This is a genomic window from Microbacterium xylanilyticum (assembly GCF_054654695.1).
The window spans coordinates 1,917,962-1,942,417 of record NZ_BAAIEN010000002.1 but is presented as its reverse complement, the minus strand read 5'-3'; the positions used below and the strand labels follow the sequence as shown (position 1 = coordinate 1,942,417).

General features: G+C 68.6%; 22 protein-coding genes, 2 pseudogenes and 1 other annotated feature. Of the genes and pseudogenes, 11 read left to right on the top strand and 13 right to left on the bottom strand.

The window, feature by feature from the left end:
- Positions 1-99 precede the first annotated feature (99 nt).
- Positions 100-1,218 (top strand): DMT family transporter, encoded by a 1,119-nt coding sequence (locus tag ACYQ1L_RS09805; RefSeq protein WP_460005796.1) that lies wholly within the window; start codon positions 100-102, stop codon positions 1,216-1,218.
- A 28-nt stretch (positions 1,219-1,246) separates the two neighbouring features.
- Here ACYQ1L_RS09805 and pgl read toward each other — a convergent pair whose 3' ends face one another.
- From pgl to tkt, 6 genes are read right to left on the bottom strand one after another with little or no spacing between them, the layout of a single operon-like run.
- Positions 1,247-2,026 (bottom strand): 6-phosphogluconolactonase, encoded by a 780-nt coding sequence (gene pgl / locus ACYQ1L_RS09800; RefSeq protein ID WP_460003981.1) that lies wholly within the window; start codon positions 2,024-2,026, stop codon positions 1,247-1,249.
- Between the two features lies 1 nt (position 2,027).
- Positions 2,028-2,963, bottom strand: a complete 936-nt coding sequence (locus ACYQ1L_RS09795; protein ID WP_460003980.1) for a glucose-6-phosphate dehydrogenase assembly protein OpcA — start codon at positions 2,961-2,963, stop codon at positions 2,028-2,030.
- Complete coding sequence (gene zwf / locus ACYQ1L_RS09790) at positions 2,960-4,507, bottom strand: glucose-6-phosphate dehydrogenase (protein ID WP_159575931.1); 1,548 nt, start codon at positions 4,505-4,507, stop codon at positions 2,960-2,962. The genes ACYQ1L_RS09795 and zwf overlap by 4 nt, the downstream gene beginning before the upstream one ends.
- A 34-nt stretch (positions 4,508-4,541) precedes the next feature.
- On the bottom strand, positions 4,542-6,161 hold the full coding sequence (locus tag ACYQ1L_RS09785) for a glucose-6-phosphate isomerase (protein ID WP_460003979.1): 1,620 nt from the start codon (positions 6,159-6,161) through the stop codon (positions 4,542-4,544).
- Positions 6,158-7,270 (bottom strand): transaldolase, encoded by a 1,113-nt coding sequence (gene tal / locus ACYQ1L_RS09780; RefSeq protein ID WP_460003978.1) that lies wholly within the window; start codon positions 7,268-7,270, stop codon positions 6,158-6,160. The genes ACYQ1L_RS09785 and tal overlap by 4 nt, the downstream gene beginning before the upstream one ends.
- Before the next feature lie 22 nt (positions 7,271-7,292).
- Positions 7,293-9,395: a transketolase gene (gene tkt / locus ACYQ1L_RS09775; protein ID WP_460003977.1), complete on the bottom strand. Its 2,103-nt coding sequence runs from the start codon at positions 9,393-9,395 to the stop codon at positions 7,293-7,295.
- A 273-nt stretch (positions 9,396-9,668) separates the two neighbouring features.
- Here tkt and ACYQ1L_RS09770 point away from each other — a divergent pair, with 273 nt between their 5' ends.
- Positions 9,669-10,583, top strand: a complete 915-nt coding sequence (locus ACYQ1L_RS09770; RefSeq protein WP_460005795.1) for a heme o synthase — start codon at positions 9,669-9,671, stop codon at positions 10,581-10,583.
- Between the two features lie 502 nt (positions 10,584-11,085).
- Positions 11,086-11,790: a helix-turn-helix transcriptional regulator gene (locus tag ACYQ1L_RS09765; RefSeq protein ID WP_460003976.1), complete on the top strand. Its 705-nt coding sequence runs from the start codon at positions 11,086-11,088 to the stop codon at positions 11,788-11,790.
- A 43-nt stretch (positions 11,791-11,833) separates the two neighbouring features.
- On the opposite strand, the gene ACYQ1L_RS09760 is transcribed toward ACYQ1L_RS09765, so the two are convergent.
- The gene (locus ACYQ1L_RS09760; RefSeq protein ID WP_460003975.1) at positions 11,834-12,721 is read right to left on the bottom strand and encodes a COX15/CtaA family protein; all 888 of its coding nucleotides are present in this window, start codon (positions 12,719-12,721) and stop codon (positions 11,834-11,836) included.
- 330 nt (positions 12,722-13,051) lie between these two features.
- Here ACYQ1L_RS09760 and sufB point away from each other — a divergent pair, with 330 nt between their 5' ends.
- The 5 genes from sufB to ACYQ1L_RS09735 all read left to right on the top strand — a co-directional run bounded on the left by sufB (position 13,052) and on the right by ACYQ1L_RS09735 (position 17,191).
- Positions 13,052-14,470 (top strand): Fe-S cluster assembly protein SufB, encoded by a 1,419-nt coding sequence (gene sufB, locus ACYQ1L_RS09755; RefSeq protein WP_159575925.1) that lies wholly within the window; start codon positions 13,052-13,054, stop codon positions 14,468-14,470.
- Between the two features lies 1 nt (position 14,471).
- Entirely contained in the window at positions 14,472-15,677 is a 1,206-nt protein-coding gene (sufD, locus tag ACYQ1L_RS09750; RefSeq protein ID WP_460003974.1) for a Fe-S cluster assembly protein SufD, read from the top strand.
- Positions 15,674-16,009, top strand: coding sequence for a non-heme iron oxygenase ferredoxin subunit (locus ACYQ1L_RS09745; RefSeq protein WP_159575923.1), 336 nt, complete (start codon positions 15,674-15,676; stop codon positions 16,007-16,009). The genes sufD and ACYQ1L_RS09745 overlap by 4 nt, the downstream gene beginning before the upstream one ends.
- A 72-nt stretch (positions 16,010-16,081) precedes the next feature.
- On the top strand, positions 16,082-16,852 hold the full coding sequence (gene sufC, locus ACYQ1L_RS09740; RefSeq protein ID WP_460003973.1) for a Fe-S cluster assembly ATPase SufC: 771 nt from the start codon (positions 16,082-16,084) through the stop codon (positions 16,850-16,852).
- Between the two features lie 9 nt (positions 16,853-16,861).
- Entirely contained in the window at positions 16,862-17,191 is a 330-nt protein-coding gene (locus ACYQ1L_RS09735) for a metal-sulfur cluster assembly factor (RefSeq protein ID WP_159575921.1), read from the top strand.
- Between the two features lie 56 nt (positions 17,192-17,247).
- On the opposite strand, the gene ACYQ1L_RS09730 is transcribed toward ACYQ1L_RS09735, so the two are convergent.
- The 4 genes from ACYQ1L_RS09730 to ACYQ1L_RS09715 all read right to left on the bottom strand — a co-directional run bounded on the left by ACYQ1L_RS09730 (position 17,248) and on the right by ACYQ1L_RS09715 (position 21,032).
- Positions 17,248-18,318 carry an IS110 family RNA-guided transposase gene (locus ACYQ1L_RS09730; protein WP_460003908.1) on the bottom strand — a complete coding sequence of 357 codons (1,071 nt, stop codon included), beginning with the start codon at positions 18,316-18,318 and terminating at the stop codon, positions 17,248-17,250.
- 370 nt (positions 18,319-18,688) lie between these two features.
- Positions 18,689-19,798: an IS110 family RNA-guided transposase gene (locus ACYQ1L_RS09725; RefSeq protein WP_460003972.1), complete on the bottom strand. Its 1,110-nt coding sequence runs from the start codon at positions 19,796-19,798 to the stop codon at positions 18,689-18,691.
- Between the two features lie 197 nt (positions 19,799-19,995).
- Positions 19,996-20,712: a DDE-type integrase/transposase/recombinase gene (locus tag ACYQ1L_RS09720; RefSeq protein ID WP_460003971.1), complete on the bottom strand. Its 717-nt coding sequence runs from the start codon at positions 20,710-20,712 to the stop codon at positions 19,996-19,998.
- Positions 20,623-20,754, bottom strand: a sequence feature (AL1L pseudoknot). Its footprint overlaps the gene before it by 90 nt.
- A complete protein-coding gene (locus tag ACYQ1L_RS09715) occupies positions 20,709-21,032 on the bottom strand; it encodes a transposase (protein WP_460003970.1) in 324 nt (107 codons plus the stop codon). (Overlaps the previous feature by 46 nt.) Before ACYQ1L_RS09715 ends, ACYQ1L_RS09720 begins: the two co-directional genes overlap by 4 nt.
- A 108-nt stretch (positions 21,033-21,140) precedes the next feature.
- Between ACYQ1L_RS09715 and ACYQ1L_RS09710 the strand changes: the two genes are divergently transcribed.
- A complete protein-coding gene (locus tag ACYQ1L_RS09710; RefSeq protein WP_460003969.1) occupies positions 21,141-21,395 on the top strand; it encodes a hypothetical protein in 255 nt (84 codons plus the stop codon).
- A gap of 418 nt (positions 21,396-21,813) precedes the next feature.
- Positions 21,814-22,794, top strand: coding sequence for a LacI family DNA-binding transcriptional regulator (locus tag ACYQ1L_RS09705; protein ID WP_460003968.1), 981 nt, complete (start codon positions 21,814-21,816; stop codon positions 22,792-22,794).
- Between the two features lie 58 nt (positions 22,795-22,852).
- Here the strand turns inward: ACYQ1L_RS09705 and ACYQ1L_RS09700 are convergent.
- Together ACYQ1L_RS09700 and ACYQ1L_RS09695 are read right to left on the bottom strand one after the other, a co-directional pair.
- Positions 22,853-23,148: pseudogene (locus ACYQ1L_RS09700) on the bottom strand (IS481 family transposase); the annotation flags it as partial.
- A gap of 70 nt (positions 23,149-23,218) precedes the next feature.
- Positions 23,219-23,410: pseudogene (locus ACYQ1L_RS09695) on the bottom strand (RidA family protein); the annotation flags it as partial.
- A gap of 725 nt (positions 23,411-24,135) precedes the next feature.
- On the opposite strand from ACYQ1L_RS09695, the gene ACYQ1L_RS09690 reads away from it, so the two are divergent.
- Positions 24,136-24,453 (top strand): transposase, encoded by a 318-nt coding sequence (locus ACYQ1L_RS09690; protein ID WP_460002273.1) that lies wholly within the window; start codon positions 24,136-24,138, stop codon positions 24,451-24,453.
- The last annotated feature ends 3 nt before the right edge of the window (positions 24,454-24,456 follow it).

The following is a 24,456-nucleotide window of genomic DNA, read 5'->3' as shown; positions in this document are numbered from 1 at the left end:
GGGTAGGCTCGAAGGGTGCTTGAGGACCTGACGCGGGACGTGGGGGCGGCGAACGTCGGCGACCACCTCGTCGGCGTGTTCCAGAACCCGGGACTGCTGATGGGCATCCCGCTGGCCCTCGCCGGTGCCGTCTTCATGTCCCTCGGCGCGCAGTATCAGCATCGCGGCGTCGAGAAGGTGGAGCGGCTCAGCGGCTCCGACGCGGGATCCGGCCTCAGCTGGGCACAGGTCAAGGGCCTCTTGAGCCGCCCCTCCTGGATCATCGGCACGCTCATGCTGGTCCTCGCGATCGTCTGCCAGCTCGCCGCGCTCACCAAGGCGCCGCTGATCGTGGTGCAGCCCCTCGGCGCCATCGCCCTGGTGATCACCACGCTGCTGAACGCGCGCGTCAGCGGCATGGCGCCGACCAGGCGCTCCCTCGTGTCGATCTTCGCGTGCGTGGGCGGCATCTTCATCTTCGTGCTGTTCGCCGCGCTGTTCGCCGCCGAGCGGCGGATCAGCGAGATCCAGCTCTTCACCATCCTGACGATCCTGCTGCTCGTGATCATCCTGCTGGGCACCTGCTGGCTGATCCTGCGGCATCGCATGCGAGCGCTCTTCTACGTCACCGGCGCGGGCATCCTGTACGGCTTCGTGGCGACGCTGGCGAAGGCCGTGCTCATCCGGATCCAGTTCGGGCAGTTCGACTGGCTCACGGCGGTCTGCGTGATCGCGCTCATCGCGGCCGGTGCCGCGGGCGCCTACTTCGTGCAGACCGCCTACGGATCCGGTCCGCCCGACCTGGTGATCGCGGGGCTCACCGTGATCGACCCCATGGTCGCCGTGCTCATCGGCCTGCTGGTGCTCGAGGAGGGCGCGGCCGCGCCGACCTGGGTGTTCGTCGCCTTCGGCATCTCCGGCCTCATCGCGGGCTGGGGCGTGGTCACGCTCGCCCGGTACCACCCGCAGGTGGTCAGCGAGAGCCAGGAGCTGCCCATCACCCGCGGCAGCGGCGGGGGCGCGACCCCGCCGTCGTCCGCGGCGGCTTCCGACCGCGGTCCGTCGGGGCCGGCAGCGCCGACCGGGCCGGCGACGTCTCCAGAGGGCTCGGAGCCGGGCGACGATGAGCGCCCGGACGCCCCGGAGTGGCCGTCGAATGTGGCACCGCTACGACGAGAGGACCCGTCCCGCGCCGGCAGCGATGTCGACGAACGCGGGAACGGATCCTCCTGGAGCTGATCGAGGCGACGTGCCGTCGCCCCGGTGCTCAGTAGTCCACGTCGATGAGGTCGGGGGCGACCTCTGATGCCGCTGCCTCGTCCACGAAGAATACGGTGCGCTTGCGCCCCTTGGCGCCTGCCGCCGGCACGTTCTCGTAGTTCGCGCCCGCGAGTGCGAGCCCCAGTGCGGAGGCCTTGTCCGCGCCGGTGAGCACCAGCCACACCCGCTTGGACGCGTTGATCACCGGGCGGGTGAGCGTGATCCGCTCCGGCGGCGGCTTCGGGGAGTCCCGCACGGGCAGGACCGGCCTGTCCGTGACGGTGATCTCGGGACGGTCGGGGAACAGCGACGCGATGTGACCGTCCGGCCCGACGCCGAGGAAGCAGACGGCGAACGACGGCCAGGCCCGCTCCGCGTCGCCGAATCGGGCGAGCTCGGCGGCATAGGCGTCCGCACCCTCATCGAGGGTCAGCCCGGCGTCGCTCGCGGCCATCTCGTGCACGTTCCCTGCGGGGACCGGGATCCGGTCCAGCAGCGCGGCGCGCGCCTGCCCCGCATTGCGGTCGGGGTCGTCCCGCGGCACGAAGCGCTCGTCGCCCCACCAGAAGTGCACGAGCGACCAGTCCACCTCCGCGGTGCGCGGATCCTCTGCGACTGCGCGCAGCACGGCTGCTCCCATGCCGCCCCCGGTCAGGGCGATGTGCGCCAGTCGGCCGTCCCGGATCCGCGCGCGCAAACGCACGAGGAACCGGTCGGCGACCAGACGCGCGAGAGCGGCTGGATCCGCGCCGATGACGACGCGCTTCGCGGGGGATTCGGCGGCCATGTCAGGCCACCGCCTCCGGAGCCTCGAGCAGCTCCCAGCCCTCGGTGATCACGCGGCCGTACAGCAGGTCGGGATCGAGGCGGCGCAGCTCCTCTGCGAGGCACTCGCGCAGCGTGCGCCGCGGCAGGTGCAGTTCGTGGTCCGGCTGTCCGGGCTGGGTGAGCACGGCCGACCCGGGCACCGGGCGCTCGAGCAGGATGTCGCCGTTCGACCGGGTGAGCCGCACCGACTTGATGCCGTGAGCCCAGTCGTCGACGGGCTCGTACGCCCAGCGCACCGGAACGTCGAGGGCCAGCCGCAGCCAGCCCGCGAGCAGTGCCGTGGACGGAGAGGCGGCGGAGCCGCGCACCTCGACCGCGGTGATGTCCTCGTAGGGCGGCTGGTCCAGCACCGCGGCGAGCTGCTCGCGCCAGTGCGTGAGCCGGGTCCAGGCGAGGTCGGTGTCTCCGGGCACGTAGGTGCGCCCCAGGACCTCGAGCTGCGCCCGCACGTCGTCCGCGGTCGCCGCGTCCGTGATGCGGCGCTGCGCGATCCGGCCCAGGGGAGAGGCTGCCGGCGCCTCCGGCGCCTCGCGCGGCCACCACACGACCACCGGGGCGTCGGGCAGCAGCAGACCCGTGACCAGGCTCTCCTCGTTGCTGGCGGCGTCACCGTAGGCGCGGAGCACGACGACCTCGCTCGCACCGGCGTCGCCGCCGACGCGGATCTGCGCGTCGAGGCGCGCCTCGCCGTCGCTCGTGGTCAGCACGATCACGCGCATCGGGTGCTCGCGGGAGGCGTCGTTCGCGGCATCGATCGCCGACTCGGCGACGTCGTCGTTCGCGGCGATGATCAGCGTGAGCACGCGTCCGAGCGCGACCACGCCGCCCTCCTCGCGGGCCTTGACCAGGTTCTTGGCGACCTGGCTGGTGGTGGTGTCGGGCAGATCGATGATCACGGGCGCCTCCAGACACGTCCGTCGCGGGCGAGCAGGGCGTCGGCGGAAGCCGGGCCCCAGGAACCGGGAGCGTACTGCTCCAGCGGGCCGCCTTCCGCGGCCCAGTACTGCTCCACGGGGTCGAGGATCTTCCAGCTGAGCTCGACCTCCTCGTGCCGCGGGAACAGCGGCGGGTCGCCCAGCAGGACGTCCAGGATGAGACGCTCGTACGCCTCGGGGCTCGCCTCGGTGAAGGCGTGCCCGTAGCCGAAGTCCATGGTCACGTCGCGCACGTTGCTGCCGTTGCCCGGCACCTTGGAGCCGAAGCGGAGCGTGACGCCCTCGTCCGGCTGCACGCGGATGACGAGCGCGTTCTGACCCAGCTCCGAGGTCTGCGCGCCGCCGAACAGGTGCTCGGGAGCGCGCTTGAACACGACCGCGATCTCGGTGACGCGGCGGCCGAGGCGCTTGCCGGTGCGCAGGTAGAACGGCACGTCCGCCCAGCGCCGGGTGTTGATCTCGAGCTTGACGGCCGCGTACGTCTCGGTGGTGGAGGCCGGATCCATCCCGTCCTCGTCGAGGAAGCCGGTGACCTGCTCGCCGCCCTGCCAGCCGCCCGCGTACTGCCCGCGCGCCGTGGCGAGGGAGAGGTCGTCGGGGAGGGACACCGCGGCGAGCACCTTCTCCTTCTCCGCGCGCAGGTGCTCGGCGGAGAGGCTGATCGGCTCCTCCATCGCGGTGAGCGCGAGCAGCTGCAGCAGGTGGTTCTGGATGACGTCGCGCGCGGCGCCGATGCCGTCGTAGTAGCCGGCGCGGCCGCCCACGCCGATGTCCTCGGCCATCGTGATCTGCACGTGGTCGACGTAGTTGCGGTTCCAGATCGGCTCGTACAGCTCGTTGGCGAAGCGCAGCGCGAGGATGTTCTGCACCGTCTCCTTGCCGAGGTAGTGGTCGATCCGGAAGATCGAGTCCGGCGGGAAGGTGCCCTCGAGCGCGTCGTTGAGCGCCCGCGCCGAGGCCAGATCGTGCCCGAACGGCTTCTCGATCACCACGCGGCGCCAGTGGTCGGCGTCCTGGTGTCCTTCGACGAGACCCGAGTCGCGCAGCTGCTGCGCGACCAGCGGGAATTGGTTCGGCGGGATGGACAGGTAGTACGCGTGGTTTCCCATGGTGCCGCGTTCGACGTCGAGCTTCTCGACCGTCTCGCGCAGGCGGCGGAACGCGTCCGGATCGCCGAACTCGCCGGAGACGAAGCGGATGCCCTGCAGTAGCTGCGCCCACGTCTCCTCGCGGAACGGGGTGCGCGCGTGCTGCTTCACGGCGTCGTAGACGACCTGGGCGAAGTCCTGGTCCTCCCAGTCGCGGCGGGCGAAGCCGACCAGGGCGAAGCCCGGGGGCAGCAGACCGCGGTTGGCGAGGTCGTAGACGGCGGGCATGAGCTTCTTGCGCGACAGGTCGCCGGTGACGCCGAAGATCACGAGGGCGCTGGGCCCTGCGATCCGGTTCAGTCGGCGATCGTCGGGATCGCGCAGCGGATTGTGGCCGCGGGTGACGTGGACAGTCATCGGTGGGGGATTCTCCTGAGGGGGTTTTGCGGGCCTACTGAGCGGCCTCGAACAGGTCGAGCACGTCGTCCTGCGGTTCGGTGATCGTGAGAGTGACGACCGGTCGCCCATGGGCGGCGAGCACGCCGGCGTCGCCGGCGGCCTGGGCCTCGATGAGCTGGCCGAACGTGAAAGGACGGTCCGGGATCTCCAGATCCACATCCGTGCGCTCGAGGATCTGCAGGTACACGCCCTGATCGGGTCCGCCCTTGTGGTACTGGCCGGTCGAGTGCAGGAAGCGCGGACCCCAGCCGAACGTCGTCGGACGTCCGGAGTCGGCGGCGACGAGCTCGCGCAGGCCCTGCAGCTGCGGCATCTCGAGGCGGTTCACGTACGCCTGGATCGAGACGTAGCCGTACTCGGGCAGCCGCGCCCACAGGGCGTCGAGCACGCCGGCGATCGTGCCGGAGACGAGCAGCGCCGGATCGGAGGCGCGCACCTCCACCCCGTCCTGTTCGAAGGCGGCCGGCGACGGCTCCGGCCGGGCGTCCAGCAGGCCACGGGCGGCGACCTTCGCCGACTCCACGTCGGGCTGGTCGAACGGGTTGATCCCGAGCAGGTATCCGGCGACCGCGGTCGCGTGCTCCCACACCAGGAACTGCGCGCCGAGCGTGCCGCTGACCAGGATCTCGCCGGGGTGGCGCTCGCGCAGGTGGAACTCGTCGGCGTCGTCGACGAGACGGACCAGCTGCAGATCCGCCGGTCGGCTGTCGACCTCGGGGGAGACCGGGAGCAGCACGACGGGCAGGATCCCGGTGCCGTCCTTGCCCGTCGACTCCGCGACGAGCTGCTCGATCCAGTCGGGCAGTCCGACGATGTGCGTGCCGTCGGTGATCAGCCCGAGCTTGTCGCGACGCGGCCCGCCCGGGCTCTGCCTGCTGGCGGCGATCGCCGCACCGAGGAGCAGGGCCGGGTTCTCCGGCGAGTCGATCGCGACCTGCAGCAGCGTGGCCTCGGCCTCGTCCAGCAGCTCGCCGATGTCGACACCGGCGAGACCGGACGGCACCAGTCCGAACGCCGTGAGCGCGGAGTAGCGGCCGCCCACGTTCGGGTCGGCGTTGAACACCCGGTAGCCCGCCTCGCGGGCGGACGTGTCGAGCGGGGATCCCGGATCCGTGACAATGACGATGCGCTCCACGGGGTCGATCCCGACATCGCGGAACGCGGCCTCGAAGGTGCGGCGCTGCGCGTCGGTCTCGACGGTGGAGCCGGACTTCGACGACACCACGAGCACGACGTCGGACAGCCCCGCGTCGATGGCGGCGAGCACCTGTCCTGGCGCTGTGGAATCGAGGATCGTGACGTCGATGCCGGCGGTCTGCGTGATGACCTCGGGGGCGAGCGAGGACCCGCCCATCCCGGCCAGCACCACGCGCGAGACGCCCTTCGCCGCGAGCTCGTCGCGGAGAGCCAGGATCTCGGGCACCAGCAGGCGCGACACGGAGACCGCGTCGACCCACCCGAGGCGGATCGACGCTTCGGCCTCGGCCGCCTCGCCCCACACCGTCGGGTCGCCGTTGGTGACTCGGGAGGCGATGAGCTCGCCCACCAGACGCGGGACGACCTCGTCGATCGCCGCCTTCGGCGCCCCCGACGTGTGGATCTCGAAGCTCACCGCTGCGCTTCCAGTCCTTCGCGGACCTGACCCAGCAGATCGTGCCAGGAGTCGATGAACTTCGCGACGCCCTCGTCTTCGAGCACCTGGGTCACGTCGGCGAAGTCGACGCCGACGGCGGCGAGGTCCGCGAACACCGCGCGGGACTCGTCATAGGTGCCGGTGATGGTGTCGCCGGTCACGACGCCGTGGTCGAAGGTGGCCTCGAGGGTCTTCTCGGGCATCGTGTTGACGACGTCGGCCGCGACGAGCTCCGTCACGTAGAGCGTGTCGGGGAGGGCGGGGTCCTTGACGCCGGTGGAGGCCCAGAGCGGACGCTGACGGTTGGCTCCGGCTGCGAGCAGCGCGGCGGCGCGCTCGTCCGCGAAGGTCTTCTGGTACAGCTCGTAGGCGAGGCGCGCGTTGGCGAGCCCTGCCTTGCTCTTGAGCGCCGCGGCCTCGTCGGTGCCGATCGCGGCAAGACGCTTGTCGGTCTCGGTGTCGACGCGCGACACGAAGAACGACGCCACCGAGTGGATCGTCGACAGGTTGATGCCCGCGGCCTTGGCCTGCTCGAGCCCGGCGAGGTACGCGTCGATGACCTCCGCGTAGCGCTCCAGGCTGAAGATCAGGGTGACGTTGACGCTGATGCCGGCGGCGATCGCCGCGGTGATGGCGGGCAGACCCGCCTTCGTGGCCGGGATCTTCACGAGAAGGTTGGGGCGGTCGACCTTGGCCCACAGCTCCTTCGCCTGAGCGACGGTGCCGTCGGTGTCGTGCGCGAGGTCGGGGGAGACCTCGATCGAGACGCGGCCGTCGACGTGCTTCGACTCCTCCCACACCGGGCGGAAGATGTCCAGCGCCTCACGGACGTCCTGCGTCGTCGCCTCGAAGATCGCCTCCTCCGCGGTGGCGCCGGAGGCGGCGAGCTGGGCGACCTGACCGTCGTACGAGGTGTCGTCCGGGTTGGTGATCGCGTTGGCGAAGATCGTGGGGTTGGTGGTCACGCCGACGACGTTGCGGGAGGCGATGAGGTCGGCGAGGTTGCCGGACGTGATGCGGTAGCGGGACAAGTCGTCCAGCCAGATGCTGACGCCGGCTGCGGAGAGGGCTGCGGTGGGGGTGGTCATGCGGATCTCCTCTGGATGGTGCTCAAGCGGCCGCGGAAGCGGCGATGGTCTCGTGGGCGGCCGCGACGACGGCCTCCGTGGTGATGCCGAACTTCTGGAACAGGGTCTTGTAGTCGGCGGAGGCGCCGAAGTGGTCGATGCCGACGGAACGCCCCGTCGATCCGACGATGCCGTGCCAGCTCAGCGTGGATCCGGCCTCGACCGAGACGCGCGCCTTGACGGAGGACGGCAGGACGGACTCGCGGTAGGCCTCGTCCTGCTCCGCGAACCACTCGAGCGACGGCGCCGAGATCACGCGGGCGTTCACGCCCTCACCCGCGAGGGTCTCGCGGGCCGCGACGGCCAGCTGGACCTCGGAACCGGTCGCGATGAGGAGGACGTCGGGGGTGCCGTTCGGCGCCTCCGCGAGGACGTACGCCCCCTTGGCGGTGTTCGAGGCGGCGGCGAAGGTCTCGCCGGACGCCTCTCCCGTGCCGCGGGCGAAGTTCGGCACGTTCTGACGGGTCAGGGCGATGCCGGTCGGCCCGCCGTGGCGGCGGAGGATCTCCAGCCAGGCGGCGGCGGTCTCGTTGCCGTCGGCGGGGCGAACCACCGCGAGGTTCGGGATGGCGCGCAGCGAGGCGAGCTGCTCGATCGGCTGGTGCGTGGGACCGTCTTCGCCGAGCGCGACGGAGTCGTGCGTCCACACGAAGATGCTCGGCACGTTCATCAGCGCGGCCAGGCGCACCGGCGGGCGCATGTAGTCGCTGAAGATCAGGAACGTGCCGCCGAACGGGCGCGTGGGCCCGTGCAGGACGATGCCGTTGAGGATCGAGCCCATGGCGTGCTCGCGGATGCCGAAGTGCAGCACGCGGCCGTAGGGGCTGCCGTTCCAGTCGTGGGTCGACCACTCTGCGGGGATGAACGACGGAGCACCGGCGATCGTGGTGTTGTTGGATCCGGCCAGGTCGGCGGATCCGCCCCACAGCTCGGGGAGCTCGGGCGCCAGGGCGTTGATGACCTTGCCGGAGGCGGCGCGGGTCGCGAGCTCCGTGCCTGCCTCGAACACGGGCAGCACGTCCTCGATGCCCTCGGGCAGCTCGTGCGCCTCGAGGCGGTCGAGCAGCGCCTTGCGCTCCGGGTTGGCCGCGGCCCACGCGTCGAAGCCCTCCTGCCACGTCGCCCGCTCGGCGGCGGCGCGCGCCCCGAGCTCGCGGGTGTGTGCGATCACGTCGTCCTCGACGACGAAGCTCTTCTCCGGGTCGAAGCCCAGCACGACCTTGGTCTCCGCGACCTCGTCCGCGCCGAGCGCGTTGCCGTGCACCGACTCGGTGCCCTTCTTGTTCGGCGCCGGCCAGCCGATGATCGTGTTCAGGATGATCAGCGAGGGCTTCGACGTCTCGCCCTTGGCCTGCTCGATCGCGTCGAAGAGCTCCTTGACGTCCTCGACGTACGTGCCGGTGCGCACCCAGTCCACGTGCAGGACCTGCCAGCCGTAGGACTCGTAGCGTTCCCGGACCTTCTCGGTGAAGGCGACGTTCGTGTCGCCCTCGATCGAGATGCGGTTGGAGTCGTAGATGGCGATCAGGTTGCCGAGCTGCTGGTGGCCGGCGAGCGACGACGCCTCGCTGGTCACGCCCTCCTGCAGGTCGCCGTCGCCGGCGATCACGTACACGTAGTGGTCGAAGGGGCTGGTGCCCGCGGCGGCGTCGGGGTCGAACAGGCCGCGCTCGTACCGCGAGGCGTATGCGAAGCCGACCGCCGAGGCCAGACCCTGGCCGAGCGGGCCGGTGGTGATCTCGACGCCCTTGGTGTGGCCGTACTCCGGGTGGCCCGGGGTGAGCGAACCCCAGGTGCGCAGCGACTCGAGGTCGTTCAGCTCGAGGCCGAACCCGCCGAGATACAGCTGGATGTACTGCGTGAGAGAGGAGTGACCCACGGAGAGGATGAACCGGTCGCGTCCGATCCAGTGGGTGTCCGCCGGGTCGTGACGCATCACGCGCTGGTAGAGCAGGTAGGCGACGGGCGCCAGGCTCATCGCGGTTCCCGGATGGCCGTTGCCGACCTTCTGAACGGCGTCGGCCGCCAGAACCCGGGCGGTGTCCACCGCGCGCCGATCGATCTCATCCCACAGCAGTTCCGACACTCCAGAGCCCTTTCAACACAGTGAGTGCGCCCCGGACTGCGCGGCAACCGCGACTTCACGGATGGCGTAGCACGAACGGGCGCGCGAGTGTTTTCAGCATAGTGCGGCGGCGAAACGCCGTGCCCGGTCACGCGGAAGTGTTTCAGCGTGTTCCCAGTCGTGTTTCCGAGGTGTTTCGGGCGATGGCCTGTGCGCCGGGCCGGCGCGGGTCGTGACGTGGTCCGTGACATAGAATGTTTCTGTTCCCGTGTGCGCATGAAGGAGGCGGTCAGCATCGCGACCACCATCGAGTCCGTCGCCCCCGAGCGCACCCTGAAGCGGACCATAAAGGCGTACATCGCGCTGACCAAGCCGCGTGTGCTCGAGCTGCTGCTCGTCTCCACCGTTCCGGTCATGTTCCTCGCGCAGCACGGCCTGCCGAACATGTGGCTCGTCGTGGCCACCGTGATCGGCGGCTCCATGAGCGCCGGGTCCGCCGCGGCGTTCAACATGTACATCGACCGCGACATCGACGCGCACATGCATCGCACGGAGAAGCGTCCGCTGGTGACCGGGGAGGTCTCCCCGCGTGGCGCGCTGGTGTTCTCCTGGGTGCTGGCGATCGCCTCGACCGTCTGGCTCTGGCTCACCACGAACTGGGTGGCCGCCGTGCTCTCGGCCGCCGCGATCTTCTTCTACGTCGTCATCTACACGATGATCCTCAAGCGCCGCACAGAGCAGAACATCATCTGGGGCGGCATCGCGGGGTGCTTCCCGGTGCTGATCGGCTGGGCCGCCGTCACCGGATCCCTCGACTGGCCCGCCTTCGTGCTCTTCGTGCTGGTCTTCCTGTGGACCCCGGCGCACTACTGGCCGCTGTCGATGAAGTACAAGGACGACTACGAGGACGTCGACGTGCCCATGCTCGGCGTCACGCGCTCCGCGTCGCAGGTCGGGCTGCAGGTCATCCTGTACGCCTGGGCGACCCTGACCTGCTCCCTGCTGCTGATCCCCGTCGCCGGCATGGGACTCGTCTACACGATCTCGGCACTGGTGTTCGGCGGATGGTTCGTCTACGAGTCGCACCGTCTCTATGCGCAGGCGGTGAAGGGGGCGGCCGCTCGACCGATGCGCGTCTTCCACGCGTCCATCACGTATCTGACGCTGATCTTCGTCGCCGTCGCGGTGGATCCGCTGCTGCCGTTCTGAGACGCGCCGCACGTCGCCCGCCCGCAGTTGATCCGGCACCGCCAGGCCGCCGTCCGATCTCCGGGGGAGAGGTCCCGGATGTTCGGGCATCCGGGACCCGCGTCCCCAGCAGCATGCAGGTCTGCGGATCCGTTCCCCAGAAGAGGGATCCTCCTGCTAGCGTCCAGGTTCATCCAACTGACCTGATCAGGACGACGCAAGGACCGGTTCCTGCGTTGTCCGCAAGAGGACGCCATGACCGACGACGAGCTCCTGGACCTTCTGCTGCGCGAGCGGCCGCGCGGCGTCGCCGACGTCGCGGAACGCTCAGGGCTCGACATCGCGACAGCCCGCGCTGCGCTGGAGCGGCTCGCCGCGACCGGTGACCTGTCTCTGCGCGACGACGTCGTCCTGCTGAACCCCCCCGCAGCACGCGGCGGCGATCGCCATCGAGCGACTGCTGGTCGCGGAGCGAGCGGAGGCGCAGGCGCGCAGCGAGAGCCTGGCGGCGATCATGGATGCGGTGGCTCGGCGCACGTCATCGTGGAACTTCGGCGAGGCGGTCGCCCAGGACCGGCTGGTGCTGCAGAGCGCGCATGGGCCGCACGCGGCGGAGGATCTCTGGTTCGCCGTGCAGGCGTCGCGCGTCGGCTCCGGCGGGCGGGTGCGCGCCGTGCTCACCGATCTCGCCCGATATGAGGCCAGCGACCCCGAGCGCAGCGCCGCATTCGCGAAGGCGATGTCGTCGTACTCCTCGGTGCGCGCGATCCTTCCGGCCGTCGCGCTGAACGACCCGCTGACGGCGATGATGCAGCGGTTCCAGGCGGCAGGTGTCGAGTTCCGCATCCTCCCGGATCCGCCGAGCTGGTTCTGGGTCGACGACGAGGAGGTGACCGGCCTGCCGCTGCTGTGGGGGGACCAGGCGCCGCAGAGCGTGCTCGCCGTCTCCAGCCCCGTGATCGCGGCGCTCGCGCGCGCGTATTTCGACGGTCTCTGGCAGCAGGCGCGCCCGGTCGAGCGCGATCCCGGCGGATACGGACAGCTGCTGCACCGGATGCGGCGCGGGATGACGCTGGATGCGGCGTCGCGTTCGCTCGGCATCACTCCGCGCACGGGCCGGCGCCGGATCGCTGCGGCGATGGAGCGTTACGGCGTGGCGACGCTGTTCGCACTCAGCGCGGCGTGGGCGCAGGACGGCAGCCCGGGCGTGGACCGGGCGCAGGACTGACGGGAGAAGGTCCGGTGCCGGCGGGGGAACGCGCGACCGCCGCTCAGGACGCGGTGCCGGCCTCCTGGTCGGAGGCGATCAGGCCCGCGGGGCCCTTCACGCGCAGCACGAGCACGGTGCACGCCGCGACGAGCACGGCGGCGAGCACCATGTGCACGCCGACGGCGAGCGGCGGCAGCGCGTTGCGCGCCTGGTACAGGCCGACGGCGATCTGCACGAGCTCGATCGCGAGCAGGCCGATCACGGCGCTGCGGATGGCGGCGAGGCCGTTCGCGAGCGTGATCACGAGCAGCGTGAGGGTGAGCGCGAACAGCGCGTACGCGGGCCACGAGTGGACGTGCTCGAGAAGAGTCGCATCGAAGCCGTTCCGCAGCGTCACCGCCGGGTCTCCGGAGTGCGGTCCGGCGCCCGTGGTCAGCACGCCGAAGATCACGGTGAGGGCCAGCACGAACGACGTGATGTGCACCAGGATCGCCACGCCCTTCGGCACGACGCGCTCGCGCGGTCCGCGCGGCTGCCCCATGCGCACGAGGAACGCGGCGGACACGGCGACGAGAACGAGCGAGACGAGATAGTGGAACGCGACCATGTTCGGGTGCAGATGGAAGATCACCAGGATCCCTCCGACCGCGGCCTGGACCAGGACGCCGGCGAAGACGATCCACGCCATCGCCCACAGATCGCGACGTTCGGCCCTGATCCGGGAGATCAGCACGATCACGACGATCGCGGCGAGCCCGACGAAGAAGCTCAGCCCCCGGTTGCCGAACTCGATCAGCGAGTGATAGCTCTGCTCGGGGGTGGGGAACAGGGAGTCAGGGGTGCACAGGGGCCACTCGCAGCCCAGCCCGGAGTCGGTGAGGCGCACGGCGCCGCCCGTGCCGACGATCGCGACCTCGAGCACGAACGACACCCAGGCGGCGATCCGCACGCGGAGATCCACACGATCCGGGAGCCAATCGTGGACTCGGCCCAGAAATCCGGGGCGAGTGCGGGGAGCGGACGAGGGAGCGATCTCGGGCATGGGTCCTCCGGAACCCTGCGCGGGCGGCCATGACGGCCCGGACGTCGGAGGGAACCTGTAGAATCGGGGGTGTGCGGAGATGACCGCGGAACTCGCGGACAGCATCGTGCACAAGTTTAGGCGCGATTGCTCGCGTCCATGATGAGGGCCCAGAAGCGGCACCCGTTCCCTGCAGACTCGACGGGATCGACGGTGTGCCGGGGCGGATGAACCGTTACGGCCCAAGAGGAGAGTGTGATGTCGGATGTGCTGATCGACCGCCCGGAGCTGGATGGGCTGGGGGTGTACGAGTTCGGCTGGCACGACCCCGATGCGGCCGGCGCGAGCGCGCGTCGCGGTCTCAGCGAAGCCGTGGTGCGCGACATCTCGGCGCTCAAGAACGAGCCCGAGTGGATGCTGAAGACCCGTCTGAAGGGTCTGCAGCTGTTCGGGCGCAAGCCGATGCCGACCTGGGGTGCCGACCTCAGCGAGATCGACTTCGACAACATCAAGTACTTCGTGCGCTCCACGGAGAAGCAGGCGCAGAGCTGGGAGGACCTGCCGGAGGACATCCGGGAGACCTACGAGCGCCTGGGCATCCCCGAGGCCGAGCGTCAGCGCCTCGTCGCCGGTGTCGCGGCGCAGTACGAGTCCGAGGTCGTCTACCACCAGATCCGCGAGGACCTGGAGGCGCAGGGCGTCATCTTCATGGACACCGACACGGCGCTGCGTGAGCACCCCGAGTTCTTCGAGGAGTACTTCGGCACGGTGATCCCGGCCGGCGACAACAAGTTCGCGGCGCTGAACACCGCCGTGTGGTCCGGAGGGTCCTTCGTGTACGTGCCCAAGGGCGTGCACGTGGAGATCCCGCTGCAGGCCTACTTCCGGATCAACACGGAGAACATGGGCCAGTTCGAGCGCACGCTGATCATCGCCGACGAGGACAGCTACGTGCACTACATCGAGGGCTGCACCGCTCCGATCTACAAGAGCGACTCGCTGCACTCGGCCGTGGTCGAGATCATCGTCAAGAAGAACGCCCGGGTGCGCTACACGACGATCCAGAACTGGTCGAGCAACGTCTACAACCTGGTCACCAAGCGTGCCGTGGCGCACGAGGGCGCGACCATGGAGTGGGTCGACGGCAACATCGGCTCCAAGGTGACGATGAAGTACCCCTCGATCTACCTGATGGGCGAGCACGCCAAGGGCGAGACGCTCTCCGTCGCCTTCGCCGGCCCCGGTCAGCACCAGGACGCCGGCGCGAAGATGATCCACATGGCGCCGTACACGCAGTCGTCGATCGTCTCGAAGTCGATCGCCCGCGGCGGCGGTCGTGCCGGCTACCGCGGCGAGGTGCGGGTGGACGCGAACGCGCACCACTCGGCGAACACGGTGCGCTGCGACGCCCTGCTCGTGGACACCAAGTCCCGCAGCGACACCTACCCGGCGATCGACATCCGAGTGGACGACGTGCAGCTCGGCCACGAGGCGACGGTCTCCAAGGTCAGCGAGGAGCAGCTCTTCTACCTCCAGTCCCGCGGCATGCCCGAGGACGAGGCGATGGCGATGATCGTGCGCGGCTTCATCGAGCCGATCGCGCGCGAGCTGCCCATGGAGTACGCGATGGAACTGAACAAGCTCATCGAGATGGGCATGGAAGGATCGGTCGGCTGAGATGACGGCCCCCACTGCCGCGCTCGCGGAGGCGCAGGACACTCACGCCCACATCGACCCCGCGGCACAGCTCGTGGCCGCCGGCAAGGTCGTCCCCGTGCAGACCCGTTCGGAGCGTCCGCACTCGTTCGACCCCGCCGACTTCGGCGCGCCCACCGGCCGCGAGGTCAACTGGAAGCACACCCCGGTCGCACAGCTCGTGCCGCTGTTCGAGCCGGCCGGCTCCGGCTCCGGCATCGCTGTCGAGGTGAGCGACGAGGCGTACCTGCGCCCCGCGCTCGGCTTCGGCGACGCCCCGCGCGGCGAGATCTTCCGCCCGGAGGACGTCGTCTCGGCCGTCGCCTGGCAGGGTGCCGCCGAGGCGGTGCACCTCGCCATCCCCGCGGACCAGGAGGTCGCCGAGCCGATCTTCGTGCAGCTGACCGGTCAGGGTGCCCAGCTCCGCGCCGACCAGCACCTCGTGATCGAGGCGGGCACGAACAGCTCCGCGACGGTGGTGCTGCGGCACACCGGCTCCGCGCAGCTGGCGCAGAACGTGGAGATCCTCGTCCGCGACGGCGCCAGGCTGACGCTCGTCACGGTGCAGCAGTGGCAGGACGATGCCCTGCACTCCGCGTCGCACCAGGCCCGGATCGACCGGGACGCGCACCTCACCCACATCGTCGTCAGCTTCGGCGGCGGCGTCGTCCGGGTGAACCCGAACGTCGAGCTGGCCGGATCCGGGTCCGAGGCGCGCCTGTACGGGCTGTCCTACGCGGACGCGGGCCAGCACCTGGAGAGCCAGGTCTACCTGCACCACAAGGGTGCGCATACGGTCGGCGACGTCCTGTACAAGGGCGCGCTGCAGGGCGACGGCGCGCACAGCGTCTGGATCGGCGACGTGCTGATCGGCCCTGGCGCCACCGGCACCGACTCCTACGAGGCCAACCGCAACCTGGTGCTCACCGAGGGCGCGCGTGCCGACTCGATCCCGAACCTGGAGATCGAGACCGGCGACATCCTCGGCGCGGGTCACGCGAGCGCCACCGGTCGTTTCGACGACGAGCAGCTGTTCTACCTGCAGGCGCGGGGGATCACCGAGGAGGAGGCCCGCCGCCTCGTCGTCCTCGGCTTCCTCAGCGACATCGTGCAGCGTCTGGGCGTGCCCTCCCTGGAGGAGGAGCTGCTCGCGGCGATCGAGCTCGAGCTGCAGGCGGTGAACGCGTGACCGCGCAGCGGGCGTGCTCGGTGAGCGAGCTGCAGGAGGACACGCCGCTGCGCGTCGAGCTCGACGGCGTCCCGATCGCGGTCGTCCTCGACTCGGAGGGCGAGATCCACGCGATCGGCGACACCTGCACGCACGGCGACATCTCGCTGGCGGAGGGCTTCGTCGAGGGCAAGACGCTCGAGTGCTGGGCCCACGGCTCGGCCTTCTCGCTGTGCACCGGCAAGCCGCTGAACCTGCCCGCCTACGAGCCGGTCCCCGTCTACACCGTCGAGATCGACGGCGACGACGTGCTGATCGACCCTGCCGTCACGAAGGACGTCAGCGCTCTCTGAGCGCGTCCGTGCGCGCGGATCCGCGCGCCGCGTCCCCCACGAAGCTTTCACGAAACCACGAAGGAATCATCCATGTCTGTCCTGGAGATCACCGATCTGCACGTCACCGTCGAGACCGAGGCGGGCACCACGCCGATCCTCAACGGCATCAGCCTCACGATCCGCACGGGCGAGACCCACGCGATCATGGGCCCGAACGGATCCGGCAAGTCGACCCTGGCCTACACGATCGCCGGTCACCCGAAGTACACCGTCACGAGCGGCTCGATCACGCTCGACGGCGAGGACGTCCTCGCGATGAGCGTCGACGAGCGCGCCCGTGCGGGACTCTTCCTGGCCATGCAGTACCCGGTCGAGATCCCGGGTGTGACCGTCACGAACTTCCTGCGCACGGCCAAGACCGCGCTCGACGGCGAGGCGCCCTCGATCCGGCAGTGGACGAAGGACGTCAAGGAGGCCATGGCCAACCTGCGCATGGATCCGAAGTTCGCGCAGCGCAACGTCAACGAGGGCTTCTCCGGCGGTGAGAAGAAGCGCCACGAGATCCTCCAGCTCGAGGTGCTCAAGCCGAAGGTCGCCGTGCTCGACGAGACGGACTCCGGCCTCGACGTCGACGCGCTCCGGATCGTCTCCGAGGGCGTCAACCGCGCCAAGGAGCACACCAACCTGGGCGTGCTGCTGATCACGCACTACACCCGCATCCTGCGCTACATCCGTCCGGACTACGTGCACGTCGTCGTCGCGGGGAAGATCGTCGAGGAGGGCGGCCCGGAGCTGGCCGACCGTCTCGAGGAGGAGGGCTACGACCGCTTCCTCGACCCCAGTGCTCCCATCGAAGCGTAGGCTGAAACCATGACCGCAACGCTGACCGGAGAGAAGTACGACGAGGTCACCGAGGCGCTCAAGGACGTCGTCGACCCGGAGCTCGGGATCAACGTCGTCGACCTCGGTCTCATCTACGACCTCTCCTGGGACGAGGAGAACGACGCCCTCGTCATCCACATGACGCTCACGAGCGCCGGGTGCCCGCTGACCGACGTGCTCGAGGAGCAGACCGGCCAGGCGCTGGACAACGTGGTCGACCGCTTCCGCATCAACTGGGTCTGGATGCCGCCGTGGGGTCCCGAGCGGATCACGGACGACGGACGCGACCAGATGCGCGCCCTCGGCTTCGCGATTTGATACGCAACGCCTCAATGCTGCGCAGCAGCGTTGAGGCGTTGATGCTCCTATAGTTGTCAACCCATGATTTCGCCGGTTCTGGGGTCGGTCTTGACGAGGTGGTAGACCTCCCGGATCACGTAGCGCTTCAGGCAGCGGATGATGTCTCGCTTGCTTTTGCCTTCGGCGGTCCGTCGGGCAACGTAGGCGATCGTCGGCTCGTGGAACCGCATCCGGACGATCACAGTCCGGTAGATCGCGGCGTTCAGCTGCCGGTGTCCGCCGTGGTTGATCCGGTGCTTGCCGCTGGTCATCCCGGAGCCGGTCGGGATGGGACTGATACCGGCGAGCTTCGCGAACGCGGCTTCGCTTCTGATCCGCTCCGGGTTGTCACCGGCGACGATCAGGATTTCCGCGGCAGTGTCGACGCCGATGCCGAACTCATCGAGCAGGTGCGGGGCGCGCTGGAGCACGAGCTGCTCGATCTGCGCCTCGAGTTCCTTGATCTCGTCGTTCAAAGCGATCCACCGTTTCGCGATCGAGCGCAGCGCGTGACGGTTCGCGTCCTCGGGTGTCGCCAGCCCTCGAGGACGGAGCGCGGCGCAGTGCCGGGCGACCATCTTCTGTGTCTTCTTCGACATCTCCCGACGGAGGTCATCGGTGGCGTGCACGAGCATCGCCTTGAGCGTGATCATTGCCCCGGTGCGGTCCTTGACCGCGGTATCGTGCGCGACTTTCAGCTGTCGGATCATCTCGACGACGCCGTCCGCGGTCTTCGGGATCGCAGTCGCGAACCCGGCCAGCACAGCCCGGGCGGCGTTCTCCGCGTCGAGGGTGTCGGACTTCCCATTCAACCGGCGCAGCCGCCGGTCAGGCCGGCTGACCTCGATCACCTTGTGCCCGTGACGGCGGACGAACGAGGCGAGAGCGGCTCCGTAGGAACCCGTCCCCTCGATGCCGAACGCGATGATCTTCCCGAAGCCCGTCGCCCATTCCAGCAGCTGCCGGAACCCGGCCGTGTCGGTGGCGATGGTCAGCGTCGCGAGGATCCCGCCGACGGAGTCCATCACTGCGGCGACGTGGATGTGCTTGTGCGTGTCCACGCCGATCACGACGTGTCCGGAACGGACGGTCTCGATATCGGTCATGTGTGCTGTCTCCTTCACCGGTTAGCGTGGTGTCACGCTGTCGCCGGCGGGTGGACAAGACTGTCATGGGGACGCGTTGTCGAGACTGCTCCAGGCTCCTATCAGGTCACGCCCGATCCGGCGGCAGCGGTTACTGCGCGCCCGGCCGGAGGCTCGACAGATCAACGCCAAGGCACCCTGCGGGCCAATCGTAAGCAAGGGTCAGAACGCTCCAGCCGGGACTACCCCATCCTCGCGAGATCGGGCAGAAACAGACTGACAGTCGTACGCGTCGCCGACGGTCCCGATCGACCCGGCGATCCCAGCGTCGTGGAGTGCGTCGGTGAACGCGAGAGACGTGTACTGGGACCCCGCGATGCTCTCCTAAGAGTCAAGCGGCAATTTTGGCGGGTTTCGTGTTCGGGGTGATGTGTTCGATGCCGGGGTTGAGGAGGAAGTAGACCTCGCGGGCGAGGTAGCGCTTGAGGCAGCGGATGATCTCCATCTTCGAGTGGCCTTCGGCGGTCTTCTTCGCGGCGTAGGCCTGCGTCTTGGGGTCGATTCTGAGGCGGCTGATCACCGCGAGATGCAGGGCCCGGTTCGCCTGCCGGTCGCCACCGCGGTTGAGCCTGTGCCGCTGGGTCATTCCGGACGAGGCGGGAAGCGGGGACACGCCGCAGAGCATCGCGAACGAGGCTTCCGAGCGCAGCCGGTCCGGGTTGTCGCCGGCGGTGACGAGGAGTTGTCCGGCGACTTCGATGCCGATTCCGACGCGTTCGAGCAGCTGCGGGGCGAGAGCTTCGACGATGGGGTTGATCAGGTCATCGAGGCCGACGATCTCGTCGGTGAGCTCGAGGTAGCGGCGACCGAACGACTTCAACGCGACCCGGTAGGCGACGACGGGGTCGGTCGCGTTGGAGACGTCGGGGCGCCAGGCGGCGAGGTGGCGGATCAGCTGCATGCGGGTGAGGTTTCGGACCTGGTCACGGACTTCGTCGGGCGCGGAGACGATCGACATGCGCAGCAGCTGCAGCGTGTTGCGGCGTTCCCGGACCGCTTGAGCGCGGGCGACGCGCAGGATCCTGAGGGCCTCGACCGCGCCGTCCTTCGACTTCGGGATCGTGGTGCGCCGCTCATGCAGTGCGGCGCGGGCGGCGTTGATCGCATCCAGATCGTCGTCCTTGCCTTTGCGTCGGCGGTCGGAGCGGTCGGGCCGGTCGACCTCGAGAACGACGACGTCGTTCTTGGCGAGGTGGCGGGTGAGACCGGCGCCGTACGATCCGGTGCCCTCGATCCCGATCCTGACGAGTTCTCCGTGGCTGTGCACCCACGCCAGCAACGCCCGGTAGCCGGCACGGGTCGTGGAGAAACTGTGTGTGCCCATCACGGTGCCGGCCGCGTCCACGACGGCGGCGACGTGGATCTCCTTGTGCGTGTCGACTCCTGCGAACACGGGCGGGTGGGATTGAGGTGGTCGTGTCGTGTCGTGGATGATGGTCATGTCGTGCTCCGATCTGCTCGCGTGGGGGTGGGGAACGGCACCGCGCACCACCAGACCGGCGGACAAGACAGTGATGAGCACCTGTTGGCGCAGGCTCTCCTTAGGTCACTCCGGCGGCGAGGCGTGACGCCTCACCGGGCGTTCTCAGGGGACCGACAGATCCGAGGAAAGACAGCACAAGTCGATCGGAGTGAGAGTCAGGAACCCCTGAGAACACTCGGCACCAGCATCCTTGCGCGTCCATCGCTGTGAGGGTCAGGACCCCTGAGAACACCAGCACGAACAGTCTCACTGTCGGAGTGGTGCACGAGCCCCGTCGCCGTGAACTCGACGAGTCCGCGGTGGCGGACCGCGACCGCTTGGGCGAGCGCGGAGGCGACCAGCGGTGTCGTCTTCACCGTCATCACCCTCCAGCCCAGGATGCGGCGGGAGAACACGTCGGTGATGAACGACACGTAGCAGAACCCCGCCGTCGTCCACACGTAGGTGAAGTCCGCGACCCACCACTGATCGGGCCGGGTCGGGATCGCCCACCGGCGATGCGCGAGGTCCGGATGCCGCGGCGCCCGATCATCCCGTTCGGTGGTGACGGTGCGGTGCTTCCCGCGGCGGACCCCGTCGATCGCGGCGAGTTTCATCAGTCGTTCCACCTGGTCACGGCCCACCCGGATCCCGGCACGTCGCGCGGCCTGCCAAAGCTTGCGCCGTCCATACAGGCGCCGGTTGGCCACCCACAGGGTGAACAGTGCGTTCGCGAGGTACGCGTCCTCGAGTTCGGCCGGGCTGGGCGCGAAGCCGCGGGCGGCGTGCGCGTAGTACGTCGACGGGGCGATCCCGATGCCGTGCTGATTCAGCACGGCGAGGATCGGCTCGACCCCGAACCGGTCCGCGTGGGAGCGGACGTAGTCGATCACTGTCCGAGTTTGCGGTCGAGCTCCGCTGCCGCGAAAAACGCGGATGCGGTCTTCAAGATCTCGTTCGCCCGCCGCAACCGGGCAACCTCGCGTCGCAACTGGACGACCTCATCATCGGGACGCTCCGACCCCGCCGACGTGGTCCCCTCACCGACCTCCCGGCGCACCCAGTTCCGCAGCGTGGACTCGTTGATTCCGAGCAGCTCGCCAACCTCGGCACGGGCCGCGCGCAGTGACACGTCGCCCTCCTCGACCCGGTCCAGATACATCCGGACCGCGCGAGCCTGCGTCTCCTCGTCGTACTTCTTCAAAGCGGGCATTGATCTCTCCTTGTTAGATCATGCCCTCCGGAGATCCCAGGCCGGTTCACCTACCCGCCCGTCTACACCGGCGACATCCAGATCGCGCTCGACGGAAACGGACCCCTGATGTTCAAGGACGGGACGTTCCAGACGACGATTACGGTCAACGGCAAGACCACCAACCTGGGCAACGGGAACTACTCCGAAGCCGAGGTACCTGCGGGGATCATCGTGAAGAACCCGAAGTTCGCCTGGCCGACGCAAGCCGTGGGCAACGGCGGCATGAATGTGAACCTGACCGGCTACTCCCCGTCAGGGCCCACCATCACCCAGGGCGTGTGGGTCGACTTCGCCAAGTGGACGGCCGCCCCCGTGCTGTAAGAGTCCTGCAGGGAGCGAGGGGCATTCCTCATCCTCCCGCGATTATGCCCCGGGCGGGCCGGCATTTCTGCTGAGTGCGCCGGCCCGCCCGGTCTCGATAGGAGAGCTCCCCACAGAGTGGAGCTGTCGGAATGGCAGTCTCTCTCGGCTGCGGGACTCATCGTGACCGAACTGGGATCGCTTCGACGTTTCGCGTCATCCGACGACTGCCGCATCTTTCGGCCTTCCCAGAATGGACCCAGCTCAGCTTGAGGAGATTGTCGGACCCGTCGTGTGCTTCTAACCCTTCTGCCTCGCACAGGTACTCCGCGAATAGCCTCCTGATACCCACGTCGTTTCGCGGTCACCTGACCGAAGCAACAGGGCATGCGAGCTACCTCCGGATTACTCGGCCTAGCATGGAGACTCGGAGGCGCTAATGGACGAACGGGTCACGATTCACGACGTGGCAAGAGTGGCGGGAGTCTCGCGGCAGACAGTCACGCGCGCGATGAACAGCATGTCGGAGATCAGCGAGCAGACTCGCGATCGTGTTCTCGCGGTAAGTGAGCAGCTTGGGTACCGGCCGAGTCGCTTCGCCGCGAACATGGCGAAGCAAAAGAGCCACACGATCGGGCTCCTCGTGCCTTCACTCCAGAATCCCTATTTCACCGACCTCGCTACCCATCTGCTTGAGGAGATGGAGCCGCATCGCTGGCAGCTCTCTGTCGCAGCGCGCTTCCACATCGATGATGTCGAAACGATGCGCCGTCTCTCCCATGAGGTGGATGTCATCGTCGGCCACTTCTCGCCTGCGCAAGTCAGCGCTGCACCTCGGGGCACACCATTGGTCCTGCTGGAGGACGGCGAGCCGAGTGGAGCCACCAATACCGTGCATATCGATCTCGAGGCCGGAGTCATCGACCTCGTGACACACCTTGTCGGCTCGGGTGTCAGATCCGTCGGATTCATCGACGTCTCGCGTGGGCCTCGCGGCAGCTACGTCCAGAGCGTTCGCGGGGGCCTGATCGCCAAGCACCTCCGCCCGCATGCGGAGCTCTTCGCCGTCGAAGCGAAAGAGGAGTCCCTGGAAGGCGGAGCTATGGGACTCGAAGAACTGCTTCGCGATCATCCACAGATCGATACCCTTATCGCCTACAACGACCTGATGGCCGTCGGGGCCATGCGCGCTGCACGCGAAGGTGGCCTCGCGGTTCCTGGACGGCTTCGAATCGTCGGGATTGACGGCATCGCGATCGGCACCATCGTTACGCCCACCCTCAGCACCGTAGCCATCGACACATCCGCGGTGGCGCGCGCCGCCGTCCACATCATCGAGAACATTCTCCGGCCCAGCGACAAGCCCCGACCAGCGCCCGACCCGATCCGCCCAAACCCGATCTGGCGAGAATCCGCCTAGGGCGTGTCCCCCATACAGTCGGTTGGGCTCGAGGGACGCGGAGCGGATGAGATCGACGGGTCGGTGCAACTCCCAGGCGGACGGCGAGCTGAGCCGGCCCTCCCGCAACCTCATCCGAAGACTCATGCATCGCTTCGTGACCGCCTTATTCGTCTTGGTCGGTGAACTCTTCGGTCGTGAAGAGTGGTCGTGCATGGTCTCACCAGCCAGGCAGCGATCGGCCCGCTTCACAATGGGCCAGGCGACTTGAAAGCGGGCGGCGACCTCGCTGATCGGCCAGCCGTCATCGACGACGAGCCGGGCGACTTTGAGGCGGTGACGTGGAGTGCGTGCTGCGTTCGCGTGGGACTCGATGCTCCTTGGAGTGCGGAGACGGCCAGTGGAGTCTGCCGCTGGCCGTCTCTAGATGGTGGAGGTGAGGCCGTTACGCGACCGCGGTTCCTTCGAGTTCGACCATCTGGCCGGGGATCGCGAGACGGGTGACCCCGAGCATCGTGGTTGTCGGCGCGACCCCTGCGGCTCCGAGCCGCCCAGCGATGATGCCGTAGTGCGGGAACAGCGCGTCCACGTCGATGGTGTAAACGTTGAGGCGGATCAGATTCGCCAGCGGTTGACCGTAGAGCAGAAGCAGGAGTGCCGCGGTTCGCTCGAGAGGCCGCAAGGCCGGTGCCGAGTTGATCAGCTGCTGGATGTGCGCCAGGCGTTGCTGCTGGGTGATCACGGGGGTGGTCTTAGCGAGCCGGTAGGGGATCTCGATCGTGGCGAGGTGGCCGTGTTTCATGGCCCAGCGGATGAAGCCGCGGGCGAGGCTGCGTGTCGTGGGGCCGCCGTTCAGCCAGTCATCGATGTCGGCCTGTCTGCAGGCTGCTGGCGTGGTCTGCCGGTCTCTGAGGAACGCGAGGAACTCGTGTGCGACCGTGGTGGACTGTTTGGCCGAGAGGAAGGTTCCTTTCTTCAGTTGGCCGATCTGGGCGAGGTGGTGCATGCGGTTGAGGTGGACCCAGCGCGCGTATTGGGTGACCATCCGACCATCGTCCGGGTGTGCGAGCGCGACCTTTCCCGCGAGCCAGGCCTGGAAGCGTTCGATGTCGAGATGGACGGGGGAGAGGAGTCCGTGTTCGATGCAGAGCTCGCGCAGGAACGCGACTTTGGACGGGTTCGGGTGCTCCGTGAAGGTGCTGTGTTCGAGCGTCGCTTCACCGCGGGCCAGGGCTTGGATCAGGGCGGTGACGTCCTTGTTGATGATGAACCAGATCTTCGCGCTGCGTGCGTGCTTCTGCGTGTCGCGCGTCAGACTTTGTGGCAGGACGATTGATTGAGTCCTGAGCGGAGTGTTTGACGATGGGTAGACCACCAGTGATCCCGGTGGAGAAGAAGACGAGGATCGTGCTGAGCATCCTCGCCGGCGAGATGACGATCGCTGAAGCGGCTCGGCGTGAGAAGGTCAGCGAGCAGTCGATCGGCCGGTGGAAGGCGGACTTCCTCGAGGCTGGCAAGACCGGCCTGGCCGCTGGCAAGACGGGGCCGTCGACCCGGGAGCAGCAGCTCGAGGCGGAGGTCGCCGATCTGACCCAGGCGCTGGGCGAGGCGGCCGTCGAGATTCGGGTGTGGAAGAAGAGTGCGGAGGGCCGGTTGGGCCCTTCGAGGACCTCGAGGTGATCC

Coding starts and splice junctions, on each gene's coding strand:
- ACYQ1L_RS09805 (WP_460005796.1), top strand. CDS start 100: ATGGGCATCCCGCTGGCCCTCGCCGGTGCCGTCTTCATGTCCCTCGGC.
- pgl (WP_460003981.1), bottom strand. CDS start 2,026: ATGGCCGCCGAATCCCCCGCGAAGCGCGTCGTCATCGGCGCGGATCCA.
- zwf (WP_159575931.1), bottom strand. CDS start 4,507: ATGACTGTCCACGTCACCCGCGGCCACAATCCGCTGCGCGATCCCGAC.
- tal (WP_460003978.1), bottom strand. CDS start 7,270: ATGACCACCCCCACCGCAGCCCTCTCCGCAGCCGGCGTCAGCATCTGG.
- sufB (WP_159575925.1), top strand. CDS start 13,052: ATGTCGGATGTGCTGATCGACCGCCCGGAGCTGGATGGGCTGGGGGTG.
- sufD (WP_460003974.1), top strand. CDS start 14,472: ATGACGGCCCCCACTGCCGCGCTCGCGGAGGCGCAGGACACTCACGCC.
- sufC (WP_460003973.1), top strand. CDS start 16,082: ATGTCTGTCCTGGAGATCACCGATCTGCACGTCACCGTCGAGACCGAG.
- ACYQ1L_RS09735 (WP_159575921.1), top strand. CDS start 16,862: ATGACCGCAACGCTGACCGGAGAGAAGTACGACGAGGTCACCGAGGCG.
- ACYQ1L_RS09730 (WP_460003908.1), bottom strand. CDS start 18,318: ATGACCGATATCGAGACCGTCCGTTCCGGACACGTCGTGATCGGCGTG.
- ACYQ1L_RS09725 (WP_460003972.1), bottom strand. CDS start 19,798: ATGACCATCATCCACGACACGACACGACCACCTCAATCCCACCCGCCC.
- ACYQ1L_RS09715 (WP_460003970.1), bottom strand. CDS start 21,032: ATGCCCGCTTTGAAGAAGTACGACGAGGAGACGCAGGCTCGCGCGGTC.
- ACYQ1L_RS09710 (WP_460003969.1), top strand. CDS start 21,141: ATGTTCAAGGACGGGACGTTCCAGACGACGATTACGGTCAACGGCAAG.
- ACYQ1L_RS09705 (WP_460003968.1), top strand. CDS start 21,814: ATGGACGAACGGGTCACGATTCACGACGTGGCAAGAGTGGCGGGAGTC.
- ACYQ1L_RS09690 (WP_460002273.1), top strand. CDS start 24,136: ATGGGTAGACCACCAGTGATCCCGGTGGAGAAGAAGACGAGGATCGTG.